Annotated in this window: 15 protein-coding genes; 11 read left to right on the forward strand and 4 right to left on the reverse strand. The window is 42.9% G+C overall.

Annotated elements, in window-relative coordinates; translation table 11 throughout:
* Positions 1–222 precede the first annotated feature (222 nt).
* From IQ274_RS09665 to IQ274_RS09705, 9 genes are all read left to right on the forward strand, one after another.
* Positions 223–762 carry an outer membrane beta-barrel protein gene (locus tag IQ274_RS09665; RefSeq protein ID WP_194142111.1) on the forward strand — a complete coding sequence of 180 codons (540 nt, stop codon included), beginning with the start codon at positions 223–225 and terminating at the stop codon, positions 760–762.
* A gap of 264 nt (positions 763–1,026) precedes the next feature.
* Positions 1,027–2,943 (forward strand): sulfite reductase, ferredoxin dependent, encoded by a 1,917-nt coding sequence (sir, locus tag IQ274_RS09670; protein ID WP_194142112.1) that lies wholly within the window; start codon positions 1,027–1,029, stop codon positions 2,941–2,943.
* A gap of 88 nt (positions 2,944–3,031) precedes the next feature.
* Positions 3,032–3,802, forward strand: coding sequence for a 16S rRNA (uracil(1498)-N(3))-methyltransferase (locus IQ274_RS09675; RefSeq protein WP_194142113.1), 771 nt, complete (start codon positions 3,032–3,034; stop codon positions 3,800–3,802).
* Between the two features lie 68 nt (positions 3,803–3,870).
* Complete coding sequence (locus IQ274_RS09680) at positions 3,871–4,935, forward strand: tetratricopeptide repeat protein (protein WP_194142114.1); 1,065 nt, start codon at positions 3,871–3,873, stop codon at positions 4,933–4,935.
* Between the two features lie 80 nt (positions 4,936–5,015).
* Positions 5,016–5,855 carry an urease accessory protein UreD gene (locus tag IQ274_RS09685; protein WP_194142115.1) on the forward strand — a complete coding sequence of 280 codons (840 nt, stop codon included), beginning with the start codon at positions 5,016–5,018 and terminating at the stop codon, positions 5,853–5,855.
* Between the two features lie 39 nt (positions 5,856–5,894).
* Positions 5,895–6,197, forward strand: a complete 303-nt coding sequence (gene ureA / locus IQ274_RS09690) for an urease subunit gamma (RefSeq protein ID WP_114081110.1) — start codon at positions 5,895–5,897, stop codon at positions 6,195–6,197.
* A gap of 21 nt (positions 6,198–6,218) precedes the next feature.
* Positions 6,219–6,524 (forward strand): urease subunit beta, encoded by a 306-nt coding sequence (locus tag IQ274_RS09695; protein ID WP_175586554.1) that lies wholly within the window; start codon positions 6,219–6,221, stop codon positions 6,522–6,524.
* Positions 6,525–6,587: 63 nt separating this feature from the next.
* Positions 6,588–8,303: an urease subunit alpha gene (gene ureC, locus IQ274_RS09700; RefSeq protein ID WP_194142116.1), complete on the forward strand. Its 1,716-nt coding sequence runs from the start codon at positions 6,588–6,590 to the stop codon at positions 8,301–8,303.
* 72 nt (positions 8,304–8,375) lie between these two features.
* Positions 8,376–8,612, forward strand: a complete 237-nt coding sequence (locus tag IQ274_RS09705) for a hypothetical protein (RefSeq protein WP_228058125.1) — start codon at positions 8,376–8,378, stop codon at positions 8,610–8,612.
* Positions 8,613–8,838: 226 nt separating this feature from the next.
* Here IQ274_RS09705 and IQ274_RS09710 read toward each other — a convergent pair whose 3' ends face one another.
* The 3 genes from IQ274_RS09710 to groES all read right to left on the reverse strand — a co-directional run bounded on the left by IQ274_RS09710 (position 8,839) and on the right by groES (position 11,436).
* The gene (locus IQ274_RS09710; RefSeq protein ID WP_194142117.1) at positions 8,839–9,180 is read right to left on the reverse strand and encodes a hypothetical protein; all 342 of its coding nucleotides are present in this window, start codon (positions 9,178–9,180) and stop codon (positions 8,839–8,841) included.
* A 179-nt stretch (positions 9,181–9,359) separates the two neighbouring features.
* Positions 9,360–10,994: a chaperonin GroEL gene (gene groL / locus IQ274_RS09715; RefSeq protein WP_163927748.1), complete on the reverse strand. Its 1,635-nt coding sequence runs from the start codon at positions 10,992–10,994 to the stop codon at positions 9,360–9,362.
* A 130-nt stretch (positions 10,995–11,124) separates the two neighbouring features.
* Positions 11,125–11,436 carry a co-chaperone GroES gene (gene groES, locus IQ274_RS09720; RefSeq protein WP_012407590.1) on the reverse strand — a complete coding sequence of 104 codons (312 nt, stop codon included), beginning with the start codon at positions 11,434–11,436 and terminating at the stop codon, positions 11,125–11,127.
* Positions 11,437–11,801: 365 nt separating this feature from the next.
* Here groES and IQ274_RS09725 point away from each other — a divergent pair, with 365 nt between their 5' ends.
* Both IQ274_RS09725 and IQ274_RS09730 read left to right on the forward strand, forming a co-directional pair.
* Positions 11,802–12,263 carry a (2Fe-2S) ferredoxin domain-containing protein gene (locus tag IQ274_RS09725; protein WP_194142118.1) on the forward strand — a complete coding sequence of 154 codons (462 nt, stop codon included), beginning with the start codon at positions 11,802–11,804 and terminating at the stop codon, positions 12,261–12,263.
* A 329-nt stretch (positions 12,264–12,592) separates the two neighbouring features.
* Positions 12,593–13,270, forward strand: coding sequence for a response regulator transcription factor (locus tag IQ274_RS09730; RefSeq protein WP_012407592.1), 678 nt, complete (start codon positions 12,593–12,595; stop codon positions 13,268–13,270).
* Positions 13,271–13,348: 78 nt separating this feature from the next.
* Here the strand turns inward: IQ274_RS09730 and IQ274_RS09735 are convergent, their stop codons facing one another.
* Positions 13,349–13,657, reverse strand: a complete 309-nt coding sequence (locus IQ274_RS09735; RefSeq protein ID WP_114085535.1) for an NIL domain-containing protein — start codon at positions 13,655–13,657, stop codon at positions 13,349–13,351.
* Positions 13,658–13,829 lie beyond the last annotated feature (172 nt).

Consider the following 13,829-nt stretch of genomic DNA (forward strand, 5'->3'; position numbering starts at 1 on the left):
GACAGTTTTAAAAGCGTCTATTTTTGGAACAAAGAACCCAGATGAAAAGCCATTGAATGTAATTATAACAGCTTATTTATGATTGCCTGGGATACTTAGCCTGTAACTCTTATGCATCATTAGCAACATTTATTTAATAAAATCTGGGAAATATTTGGAACATTGTTAAATGATTTTCGACTGGGAATATACAAGTAAAAAATACAAATTTTGGTAAAAATTATGAAACGCTTACTCAAGTCTTTCGTGACATTTTCTGCATTATCTTCCTTAATAGTTGCTCCTCTATTTCTATCATCTGGTCAAGCTTTTGCTGAAACCAAAAAGGGTACTGATGCTAGTTATGTTGGTGCTGGTGTTGCAGCTGGCGTTACTAGCGGCGGAGAAGGTATCAATGATGCTGCTACATTTGGTGGTAATGTTACAGGTCGTCTGAAATTAGGAACTACGCCATTTTCTGCACGCGGTAATGTTCTCTGGAGTGATAAGACAAGTGCTATCATCCCAGAACTTTCTGTGGATGTGCCTATCGCCAATAAAACTAACGCCTATTTAACTGGCGGTTATTCTTTTGTAGAAAAAGATGGCTCACCAACTCCTATAGGTAACAAAGATTCAGTAGTGCTAGGTGCTGGTGTTGAATCGGAAGTTGCTAACAATTTCCTTGTCTACACTAACGCTAAAGTCGGACTTGGTGCCTACCAAAACAGCGATGCTTCTGCTGTCACCATCAATGGCGGTCTTGGCTATCGCTTCAAATAAAAAATTATTGAGTCCTCGGTCACTCTATACTTTACTTAAGTACTCAGGACTTAGCACGGGCTAAACGCCCCGCTACCGCTAACAAAACTCACTACTCCCAAAAGCTGGTTTTGTTAAGTGTTACATCACTGACAAAGCCGGCTTTTGCCGTGGTAAAATTAAATCATTCCTCATTATTCCGGCCGGATTACCGGGGATCAAGTAGCCGAAGGGTGCTGATTCGGTGTCTACATAATGCTTTATTGAGAATACTATACAAGTCTAATGGTTAAATCTGCTCCTTCCCCAATCGCTAGCCGTAAGCCTTCCAAAGTAGAAGGAATCAAGGAAAATAGTAATTTTTTGCGTGAACCTGTAGCAACTGAAATTCTTCAAGATACTACCCATTTTACTGAAAATGCGGTACAGCTTTTGAAGTTTCACGGTTCTTATCAGCAGGATAACCGCGACAACCGCACTAAGGGACAGGAAAAAGATTACCAGTTTATGCTGCGGACAAAAAATCCGGGTGGTTTAGTACCGCCGCAGCTGTATCTGGCTTTAGATAAAATAGCCGATGAGTATGGCAACCACACCTTACGAGCAACTACCCGTCAAGGTTTCCAACTGCATGGTATTTTAAAGAAGAATCTAAAATCAGCGATCGCTACAATTGTCAACAATCTGGGTTCAACTTTGGGAGCTTGCGGCGACATCAACCGCAACGTCATGGCACCACCAGCCCCTTTTAAGAATCGCCCAGAGTATCAGTATGCTTGGGAGTATGCCCAGAATATTGCTGATTTGTTGTCAGCACAAACGGGTGCTTATTATGAAATTTGGCTAGATGGGGAAAAGGCAATTAGTGCTGAAGAAGCTCCAGAGGTGAAAGCAGCCAGACAGCGCAATGGGAATGGCACAATTATCCATGACAACGAAGAACCGATTTATGGCACGCATTACATGCCCCGCAAGTTTAAAATTTGCGTGACGGTACCAGGGGATAATTCTGTTGATTTGTATTCCCAAGACCTGACGTTGGTAGTGATTACCAATAAGAAGAAGCAATTAGAAGGATTTAATATTTTTGCTGGTGGTGGCTTAGGCAGAACCCACGGTAAAGAAGAAACTTTCGCTAGGTTAGCAGACCCCATTGCTTATGTGGCGAAGGATGATGTCTACGACATTGTAAAAGCGATTGTTGCTACTCAGAGAGATTATGGCGATCGCACCGACCGTCGTCATGCCAGATTAAAATATCTAATCAACGATTGGGGTTTAGATAAATTCCGTGCCCAAGTTGAAGAATATTTCGGTAAATCAATCGAAGCCTTCAAACCACTGCCAGAGTTTAAATTCCACGACTTCCTCGGCTGGAATGAACAAGGTGATGGGAAGCTATTCTTAGGAATTTCCATTGACAATGGTCGAGTCAAGGATGAAGGTTCGTTTCAACTGAAAACTGCCTTGCGGAAAATTGTTGAGCAGTTCAACTTACCTATCCGCTTGACACCCAACCAAAACCTGATTTTTTACGATATCGAACCAGATAGCAAGCAAGCTATTCAAGATATTCTTAGCCTTCACGGTGTTGGAGACGACCCTAGTAAAATCGAACCTTTAGTGCGGTATGCAATGGCTTGTCCTGCTTTGCCCACTTGTGGCTTGGCAATCACGGAATCAGAACGGGCAATACCGGGTATTTTGGAAAGAGTTCGCGCTCTGTTAGATAAAGTTGGTTTACAAAATGAGCATTTTGTGGTAAGGATGACCGGATGCCCCAACGGTTGCGCTCGTCCCTACTTAGCAGAATTGGGCTTTGTCGGTAGCGCTCCAGAATCTTACCAATTATGGTTAGGGGGTTCGCCAAATCAGACTCGACTGGCACAACCTTACACAGAAAAGCTGCACCATAATGATTTAGACAGTTTTTTAGAACCGATTTTTGTCTACTTTAAGAAATCTCGGAAATCGAAGGAAAGCTTTGGTGATTTTTGCGATCGCGTTGGTTTTGATGCCATCCGCGAGTTTGCTGCTAGCTACGATCCCCAAACAGCCAATGGTGCAAACAAATCGCGCCATCGGGTAAATTTAAAAGAAGAAGTTTATGGCAAGTTGAAGGACGTAGCCCAAAGCCAAGGTAAGCCGATGACTCAGTTAGTGACTGAAGCGCTAGAGGCCTACTTCCAGAATCTTTCGTAAGCTGAACAAATAACTAAACCATAAATGGACACAAATGGATTTATTTGTGTCCATCTTTGATTTGATATTCTTGAAATTTCCAAATCTCATGTCTCAACTGCAAAGAATTGCGATCGCACCTTCCCAATTTCAACAAGGGCAAATTTTACTCACCAAAGAACAACAACATTATTTGGGGCGCGTGTTGCGCTTGCGTGAAGGCGATCGCTTTATTGCAATGGATGGTAAAGGAAAATGGTGGTTAGCGCAGCTAGCAGGGGAGCAAGCACAGGTTTTAGAAGCGCTTTTGGTGGAAACTGAATTACCTGTATCAATTACCTTAATGGTGGCATTACCCAAAGGCAATGGATTTGATGAAGTTGTGCGGTGTTGTACAGAGTTGGGAGTAACTTGTATTGCACCAGTATTGAGCGATCGCACTTTGCTTGATCCTAGTCCTCAAAAGCTCGAACGCTGGCGGCGCATCGCTGCGGAAGCCGCCGAACAATCAGAGCGCTCTTTTGTGCCAACTATTTTAGAGCCTGTTGCTTTTAATACGGGTTTGTCATTAGTCATTGGTCATTTGTCATTTGCCAACAGTCAGCAATATATCTGTGAAGCGCGTGGTGAGTTTCCCCATTTAAAAGATTGCTTACAGCACAAAGGACAAATGACAAATGACAAAGGACAAATGACAAATGACAAAGGACAAGAAACCATTGTCATTGCTACTGGCCCAGAGGGAGGATGGACAACACAAGAAGTTGAGAATGCGATCGCATCTGGATTTCAACCTGTTTCCCTTGGTCGCCGCATCCTGAGAGCAGTTACAGCCCCAGTAGTAGCATTATCCTTAATTACCGCAAGTTGTGAAGTATAAATGATTTATAGCTCACGCAAAAGTGATTTTGCGCGAGACATCACTCCATCCTGTATTTAAAGTAAGTGATGATTGAGCAAGTTGCGATCGCCTTTGACCATAAAGACTATCAAACAGCTGCCAAATTACTCAAACAGCTGCTAAAAGAATCACCAGACAATCCTTGGGTGCAATTTTATCTTGGTCGCTTGCATGAAGTATCCAAAAAGTATCAGGATGCGGAAAAAGTTTATCGCCAATTGCTGCAAGATACGACAAATACCAAAATAGTGTCGCTAGCACGTCAAGGTTTGCAACGACTGCAAGAAATTGAGATTGAACAAAGACAAAGAGCCATTTCCCAAGCAAAATCTGAACCTAATAACACTGAACTTGGCGTACTAGTTTTAGAGCCACTCAGTAACGAGATGAAAACGGACGCATCTCGAAAATTCGCCCAGATTATGCAGCTAGATCCCTATACCGCAAGGCTATTAATGCCAAGTCGTGGCTGGAGATTGTATTGTACTGGACAAGTGGGAGAACTAAAATTTTACGGCAAACAGTTACAGCAGGCTGGTATTCCTTGCTTTTGGGCATCACTAGCTCAAATTCAGCAAATTCAAGTTTATCAAGTCAAACATTTTCAAGAATCTACCCCACAAGCTACTGTTGTTTGCTGTAATGACACAAATCAACTCGGTTCTCTCACCTTTGACTGGTCAGAAGTGACAGCCAGAGTAGTGGGACTATTGCCCATTTTTGAACAAGTTGTAGATGTTGATGCCCGCCGTAAACTGGAATGGAAAACTCAAACACAAGACTATGCTCAGTTTTGTGATTTACACTTACCTGGTAGACGTTGTATTCTCCGATTCTATGATAACGGCTATGAATTCCAGCAAGGTTTAAAAATCATTCCCCAAGCTAGCCAAAATACAATCAGAATTAATTGGAATAGTTTATCAAGTTGGATTGACCAGCAACTACCTCAAGTTAAAATTTGGTCAGATTTCACATCATTTGCAGATACAACATTAGATCAAACAGAAATGTTAGGTCATATCAAGTCACATATTCATTTGTTTCGCAGGGAACAGACTAATTGGGATTCAGCTTTTCATTTATATAGTGGACTGGTGTTTCTTAAATAAAATGATAAATTGCAGGTCAAACACTGGCATAGTGAATTAATGAAATGTAATCCACCTGAAACTTAATGTTTACTTCATAAATGACCTGTAACTCACAAATAGCAGAAGGCTGGCATGGAAAACTTAATTTAGTCTATGCCGATCGCCAGGGTGCAACCCAGTTAATTTACAATCACCAACAAGCGCCCCTGAAGGTACAACGCCCATTTTATCCAGAAGGGGAAAAAGTTTGTCATAGCGTAATTTTACATACAGCTGGGGGAATGGTGGGAGGCGATCGCTTATCCTCTAATATCCACCTCCAACCCCAAGCCCAAGCTTTAATTACTACAGCTGCTGCAAGCAAAATATATCGCAGCAATGGATTACAAGCTAGGCAAACCATTCAGATGCAAGTTGATCCTGGTGCTTGTTTAGAGTGGTTGCCGCAGGAGACAATTTTATTTAACGACGCGATTTATCGGCAAGATTTACGGGTAGAATTAGCAACCGGGGCCAGTTGGTTAGGCTGGGAAATTACCCGGTTTGGTCGCAGTGCTAGAGGAGAAAAATTTTACCTTGGAGAATGGCGATCGCACACAGAAATTTGGCAGCAAGGCGTTCCTTTATGGATTGATCGGCAATGCTTACACGGTAGCGAAGACATTTTCCACAGTCCCCACGGCTTGGCTGGAAAACCAATAGTAGGTAGTCTAGTTTGGGTTGGTGGTGCAGTTTCAGCAGAAATTGTCGAAAAAGCACGAAGTTTATGGAATGGGGAAGGGGAAGCGGGTGCTAGCCGATTACAACATGGATTATTGTGCCGATATCGCGGTTCTTCTACTTCTGAGGTGAGAAACTGGTTTATTGATGTTTGGCAGTTGCTACGAGTTTCTTTTCTGAATCGTGGTAATTGTATACCAAGAGTTTGGCAGGTTTAAATGAACCGCAGAGGCACAGATAACACAGAGGAGATAAGAATGCAACTTACGCCGCAGGAAAAAGATAAGCTATTAATTTTTACTGCTGCTTTATTAGCAGAAAGACGGAAAGGAAGGGGGCTAAAACTTAATTATCCCGAAGCGATCGCTTATATTTCTGCTGCTATTTTAGAAGGTGCAAGGGATGGGCAAACTGTGGCTGAATTGATGAGTTATGGTACAACTCTATTGACGCGGGATGATGTCATGGAAGGGATATCAGAAATGGTACATGATGTGCAAGTTGAAGCTACTTTTCCTGATGGCACAAAGTTAGTGACAGTACATAATCCAATTCGTTAATTTTGTAAGTTTTAATTTATTATGATTCCTGGGGAAATTATCACACCAACAGGTGAAATTGAACTAAATGTTGGTCGTCCAACTATAAAATTGCAAGTTTCAAATACAGGCGATCGCCCCATACAAGTAGGTTCCCACTATCACTTTTATGAAGTCAACACCGCCTTAAACTTTGACAGAGAACAAGCTAGAGGAATGCGCCTCGATATTCCCGCCGGAACAGCAGTCCGCTTTGAACCAGGCGATGAAAAAGAAATAACTCTAATCCCCCTCGTCGGTACTCGCCAAGTCTACGGCTTCAACGCCAAAATTAACGGAAACCTCTAAAAACCTCCGCGTACCTCTGCGCTTACCTCCGCGTCCCTTTGCGTTCAAAAAAAAGGATTTTATATGCCTTACAGAATGGATCGCCGCGCCTACGCTGAAACCTACGGCCCAACAGTAGGCGATCGCATCCGACTTGCAGACACAGAATTATTTATTGAAGTTGAACAAGATTTCACCACCTACGGCGATGAAGTGAAATTCGGCGGCGGAAAAGTTATCAGAGACGGAATGGGACAATCCCCCATTTCTAACGCCGATGGTGCTGTAGATTTAGTAATTACTAATGCCTTAATTCTCGATTGGTGGGGTATTGTCAAAGCGGATATTGGCATTAAAGATGGCAAGATTTTCAAAATTGGTAAAGCCGGAAATCCTTATATTCAAGACAATGTAGATATTATTATCGGCCCCGGAACTGAAGCTTTAGCTGGTGAAGGAATGATTCTCACTGCTGGCGGTATTGATGCCCATATTCATTTTATTTGCCCCCAACAGATTGAAGTTGCGATCGCTTCCGGTATTACCACCATGATCGGCGGCGGTACTGGCCCGGCTACGGGTACAAATGCCACTACCTGCACCCCCGGCCCTTGGAATATTTACCGAATGCTGCAAGCTGCTGATGCTTTTCCCGTCAACTTAGGATTTATGGGCAAAGGTAACGCCAGTCAACCCCAAGGACTTGTAGAACAAGTAGCTGCTGGTGCAATGGGGTTAAAACTTCATGAAGACTGGGGAACCACACCCGCAGCAATTGATACTTGCCTCAGCGTTGCTGATGAATATGATGTGCAAGTAGCGATTCATACTGATACTCTGAACGAAGCCGGATTTGTTGAAGACACGATCACTGCTTTCAAGAATCGTGTCATTCACACCTACCACACCGAAGGCGCAGGTGGCGGACATGCACCAGATATCATCAAAGTTTGCAGCCAAGCCAACGTTCTGCCATCTTCCACTAATCCCACACGCCCTTACACCCTCAACACCTTAGACGAACACCTGGATATGTTGATGGTATGTCATCACCTTGATCCTGCGATCGCTGAAGATGTGGCTTTTGCTGAGTCTCGCATCCGCCGAGAAACCATTGCCGCCGAAGATATTTTGCACGACTTAGGCGCATTTAGCATGATTTCCTCCGACTCTCAGGCGATGGGAAGAGTAGGCGAAGTGATAATTCGCACCTGGCAGACATCTCACAAAATGAAGGTACAACGGGGAATTCTTAACCCACAGGGAGATGAGCAAAAAGCAGATAATTTTCGGGCAAAAAGATATGTTGCTAAGTATACAATTAACCCTGCGATCGCTCACGGAATTGCTCAATATGTAGGTTCAGTGGAAGAGGGGAAATTAGCAGATTTATGTTTGTGGCATCCCGCGTTTTTTGGCGTGAAGCCAGAGATAGTGATTAAAGGCGGAATGATTGCATGGTCGCAAATGGGCGATGCTAACGCCAGTATTCCCACACCGCAACCAGTTTATATGCGCCCAATGTTTGGTAGTTTTGCAGGGGCGAAGAATGCCACATCATTAACTTTTGTTTCCCAAGCAGCTTTAGAGAACGAAATTCCTAGCCAGCTAGATTTACAAAAGGCAGCAGTAGCAGTTTCTGGGACACGCCAATTGAGCAAGCGTGATATGAAGCTGAATGATGCACTACCGCGCATTGAAGTAGATCCAGAAACATATCAAGTCAGAGCAGATGGCGAGTTGCTGATTTGTGAACCTGCGACAGTTTTACCAATGGCACAGAGATACTTTTTGTTTTAGTTCATAAGCGAGCAACTTACTGATTACGATAGTCCTTGGAAAGAAGTCATCGAGCTATATTTTCCCCGCTTTATGGAATTCTTTTTCACCCAAGCCTATGCCGAAATCGACTGGACGCAACCTTATGAATTTCTGGACACAGAATTTCAACATCTAGAAACGTATGCAGAAATTGGGCGGCGTTTGGTCTATAAAGTCGCAAAAGTTTGGCTACTGGATGGAGAGAAAGCTTGGGTATTGGTTCATGTAGAAGTCCAAGGGCAATATGACAGCCAATTTGCCGAATTGTGGAAGTTATCAATAGGATAGAAGAACCATCTGTACTCAAAATGCTTCACAAAAGTGCGATCGCAATTCCTTCCACAGTATAATTCCAGCAAGTTTTGGATAATCTCACCTCTGGAAAATAATCGTAGGCATATCTTAGTCTAGAAGAAGAAACTAAGTCGGGTTCATCTCCTTGATCTATTGTTGTGAAATAAAAATATATTTTTAATGCTGATTATCATGATAAAAATACATAATCATAAAGAAGCTATTTCAACGTATAAAAATTGCACATAAATAAAGTATTAATATCTAAGAATTTTGCACAATGTTGGATGGATATGTCTAACAATCTTATTTTTCTTTCCACTTCGGGATGTATATCGAGACTTCTTGACAATTGCTGTCTAAACTTACTTGTAATAGATGTTAATTCACAAGCATCACCATATCTTAAAAAAACAAGCTGATCTTTTATATCTGGACTTAGGTTTTTATCATTATCAACTGCGTCACTAAAATCTTCTAGTCTTTGCTCGATAATTTTCCTAGCAGAACTTGCTTGTGTTTTTAAGATGTAATTCATGGTGAGTTTCATTAAATTATCCATATTATAACTGTGATTTTTATACTTTTTATTCACTAGCAGAATATTTGTACTACTATTTCTTTTTGTACCCTTTGTGTTCTAGCCTGCGGCAACGGTTTCACCAAACGCTGTTCCAACAAAAAAACAGCCGCCTCCATGCGGGAAGCAGCCGTTTTCACAAATTATCTAACTACAAAGTATTAGTAATCGAAGTCGCCGCCACCAGCACCAGCGCCAGCAGGAGCGCCATCTTTTGGTTCAGGCTTGTCAACTATAATACATTCGGTTGTCAACACCATACCAGCGATGGATGCAGCGTTTTGCAGAGCAGAACGAGTCACTTTAGCAGGGTCAACAATACCAGCAGCTAACAAATCGACGAATTCGTTTGTTGCAGCGTTGTAGCCAACGTTGAATTCTTTCTCTTTGACGCGTTCAGCGATCACAGCACCATTCTGACCAGCGTTTTCAGCAATCCGCTTCAGAGGTGCAGGTAAGGCGCGAACAACAATCAAAGCACCAATCAACTCTTCATCTTTAAGATTGCTCTTTGCCCAAACTTCCAATTCAGGAGCAAGGTGAGCCAGAGTTGTACCACCGCCAGGAACAATACCTTCTTCCACAGCAGCTTTGGTGGCGTTGATAGCGTCTTCTAGGCGCAACTTCTTGTCTTTCATTTCGGTTTCGGTCGCTGCACCAACTTTCACGACAGCGACACCACCAGAGAGTTTAGCAAGACGCTCTTGTAATTTCTCTTTGTCGTAAGAAGATTCGGTTTCATCGATTTGACGACGAATCTGTTCGACACGAGCCTTAACAGCAGCTTCGTTACCTTCGGCAACAATTGTGGTGCTGTCCTTGGTGATGGTGATCCGGCGAGCTTTACCCAGGCTATCCAGCTTGGTGTTGTCTAGCTTCAAACCAGCATCTTCGGTAATTAGTTGACCACCAGTTAAAACAGCAATGTCTTCTAGTAGTGCTTTGCGGCGATCGCCAAAACCAGGAGCCTTAACAGCAGCAACGTTGAGTACACCGCGTAAACGGTTTACTACCAAAGTTGCCAAAGCTTCTTTTTCGATATCTTCGGCGATAATTACCAAAGGACGACCAGCACGAGCTACTTGCTCTAACACTGGTACGAGGTCTTGTACCAAAGCGATTTTCTTATCGGTCAGCAGTATGAAAGGCTCATCAAAAACTGCTTCCATCCGCTCAGGGTCAGTAGCGAAATAAGGAGAGATGTAGCCTTTATCAAAGCGCATCCCTTCTGTGATTTCCAACTCGGTAAACATAGATTTCCCTTCTTCTAGGGAAATTACGCCTTCCTTGCCTACCTTGTCCATTGCTTGGGCAATCATCTGACCGACTTCTTCGTCATTACCAGCCGAGATTGCACCAACTTGGGCAATAGCTTTGGAATCTTCCACTGGACGGGCGTGTTCTTTGATTTTGTCTACCAAGAAGCTAGTAGCTTTGTCAATCCCGCGCTTCAGTGAAATCGCGTTAGCACCAGCTGCAACGTTCCGCAAGCCTTCTTTGACGATCGCATGAGCTAAAACGGTAGCGGTGGTAGTACCATCGCCCGCAGCATCGTTGGTTTTAGAAGCAGCCTGACGAATCAAAGCTACGCCAGTGTTTTCGATGTGGTCTTCTAATTCTATTTCTTTAGCGATCGTTACACCGTCATTAACAATTTGCGGTGCGCCAAATTTCTTTTCTAGGACTACGTTACGACCTTTGGGGCCAAGGGTAACAGCTACAGCCTCAGCCAGGATGTCAATGCCTCGTTCTAAGGCGCGACGGGCGTTTTCGTTGTAGATAATGCGCTTTGCCATAATTGTTTTAGTTGTCCTTTGTCATTTGTCTTTTTTTCTACCCTTCGGGAAGCCGCCCGAGGGCGTCTACGTCATTTGTCATTTGTCTTTTGTCATTGGCTAATGACTAATGACTAATGACTAATGACCACTAAATAACGACTGCTAAAATATCTTTTTCAGAAAGCAGTACATATTCTTCGGTGCCGAGCTTGATGTCAGTGCCAGCGTACTTGGAGTACAACACTTTATCGCCGACTTTAATTTCCAATTCCTGACGGCTACCGTCTTCGTTACGCTTGCCAGGACCAAGGGCAACTACTTCCCCTACCTGGGGCTTTTCCTTGGCGGTATCGGGCAAATACAGACCACCTGCGGTCTTTTCCTCTGAGGCGTTCACTTTTACGAAAACGCGATCGCTCAAAGGTTTAACTGTAGAAACGCTTAAAGATAAGGCTGCCATAATTATTTTCTCCAGAGATTAGCACTCTCAACCCCTGAGTGCTAATCTACCTAAAATTGGCATCCAATGGCAAGAATTCATTGAGTACGGGTTCCCGAACTAGAAGCTCGTTGATGTACTTAAGTATTAATGCCTAATTATTTATATCCTTCGGGTTCTGCTCTGTAAGTTACGTATATTTTTATATGGTCATAGGGAGTCGGGAGTAGTGAAGAGTTTTCCCAATGCCTAATGCTTATATTTGAGAGACTCTGCTCAGTACAAGTTGCCCAATGCCCCATTCTCTTCTCAGTCAACTTTTTTTGCAAAACTTGGAAATTGTTATAGAACTGTAATCAGGGAGCTGCTCGATAAGTAACAATACAGTGATCCAGTCAAGCCATCAAATCCCCAAAGCCACTAAATCTCTAGTAGAATATAAAGCCCTAAGTAATTGTGTAGAAAGTTTCGGACTTGCAAAAATTCAGCGACACATTTTTATTTGCGCTGACCAGACAATTGCTAATTGCTGCTCAAAACGAGCTAGTCTGGAATCCTGGGAATACTTAAAAGAGCGACTTAAAGAGTTAAAACTTGATGAGTCGCAACAGAATTATTCCTTATGCGTCTACAGAACTAAAGCCAACTGCTTGCGCGTTTGTTGTTCTAGACCCATAATGGTGGTTTACCTTGATGGTGCCTGGTATCGCCAAGCAAACCTAGAAGTTATTGAGCGGATCATCCAAGAACACTTAATAGGCAATAAGGTGGTAAAAGAATATGCGTTTTTCAACCATCCTTTGCCAGAAACTTCCCTAGTTTCTTGTGAACACCTCATAGAGGCTTAACAACCGAAGGATATGGAACAGCAGTAAGCTTTAAGAAAGTGCGGGTTGGTTTTGAGGTAGGGTCATCTTTAAGCCAATACTTACTTGTGAGTCAGAAGGATTATTATTTAATCAGTGTTTTTTCGCCCGCCACTTTCAATGCGATATATAATAGCGCATTATAGATACTACTGCTATACGTATCCTTGCTGGACTTTTGCTATCGAGCTATTAGTCTCTTGAAAATGCTCGGCATTTTTGAGACTTCGAGACAGCAAAGGCAAGTTAAGTAGGAAAAAGGACAACATCTCGAAATAACCCACCATAGAGGATAAATATTCAAGACTTTGATGGACCGAAGCGCGACAAGTGCCACTGCTATGAAAGAGCCCAGCATGAAAGATCACAAACGACTTCTATTGATTGATGATGACCCTAACCTCATCTTGCTGGTGAAGGATTACTTAGAATTCCGGGGATACGAAGTCATCACCGCCGAGAATGGACGTGAAGCTCTGGAAATTTTAGAGCAAGATGTTCCAGACATGATTATCTGCGACGTGATGATGCCGGAAATGGACGGATATACTTTTGTGGAACAAGTCCGGCAAAACGAACGCACCAGTTGGATTCCGGTTCTTTTCCTTTCAGCTAAGGGACAAAGCGCAGACCGAGTTAAGGGTCTGAATAAAGGTGCTGATGTTTATATGGTCAAGCCCTTTGAACCAGAAGAACTCGTAGCCCAAGTTGAATCCTCGCTGAAACAAACTATCCGTTGGAAAGAACACCAAGCAAAAGGAGGCGAAAATGGTTCCCGCATCCAGGTTCCCTTCGATGTGCAATTAACCCCAACAGAACTGAAAGTAGTCCAGTTTGTCGCTAGGGGTTTAGCTAACCGGGAAATTGCTGAAGAACTAAATGTTAGTCAGCGCACGGTTGAAAGCCATGTGTCCAATATGTTGGGCAAAACCAATCTCCATAACCGCACTGAACTAGCGCGGTGGGCGATTGAAAATCAAATGGCCTAAAATCAGTAACGAGTGCTGAGTGCTGAGTGCTGGGTGTTTTTAGACTCAGCACTCATAACTCAGGACTGAGAACTCAATTTACCAACCATCTTCTTCAGGGCTGGATTGGTGCAAAACTTCTAAATCCAGTTCATCTAGGTAAGTTAGGGCACTTTCAATCTGAGAAACAGTACCTCGCAGTTCCAGATCGAAGCAGCTATATTGTGGCACGTTTGCGCTTACCTGAGCATCAGCAATAATCACTGTGATCCCATAGTGAGAAACCAGTCGTGAAATGACTGGTTCCTCATGCAAGTCTTTAGGAATACGAACCTGGATGCGAGTTTGGGTGCGTCTATTATCTAAAATATCTGTATTAGATTTTACTTCTTTATTTGGAATTGCCATTCTAGCTTCCTACTCGACTTCTGGGATGAGGGTTTTGATTTGCATGATTTCTTTTAACACTAGCGTCACTTATCCCACGTAGGCAAGCAAGAAAGTATTTACCTTTGCAAACCATTAATCTAGATATAGTAAATGTAAAGAATTGCTCATAATTCGGTAATTATGAGGTTAA

It is taken from the genome of Nostoc sp. LEGE 12447, assembly GCF_015206985.1.
Lineage (GTDB): Bacteria > Cyanobacteriota > Cyanobacteriia > Cyanobacteriales > Nostocaceae > Nostoc.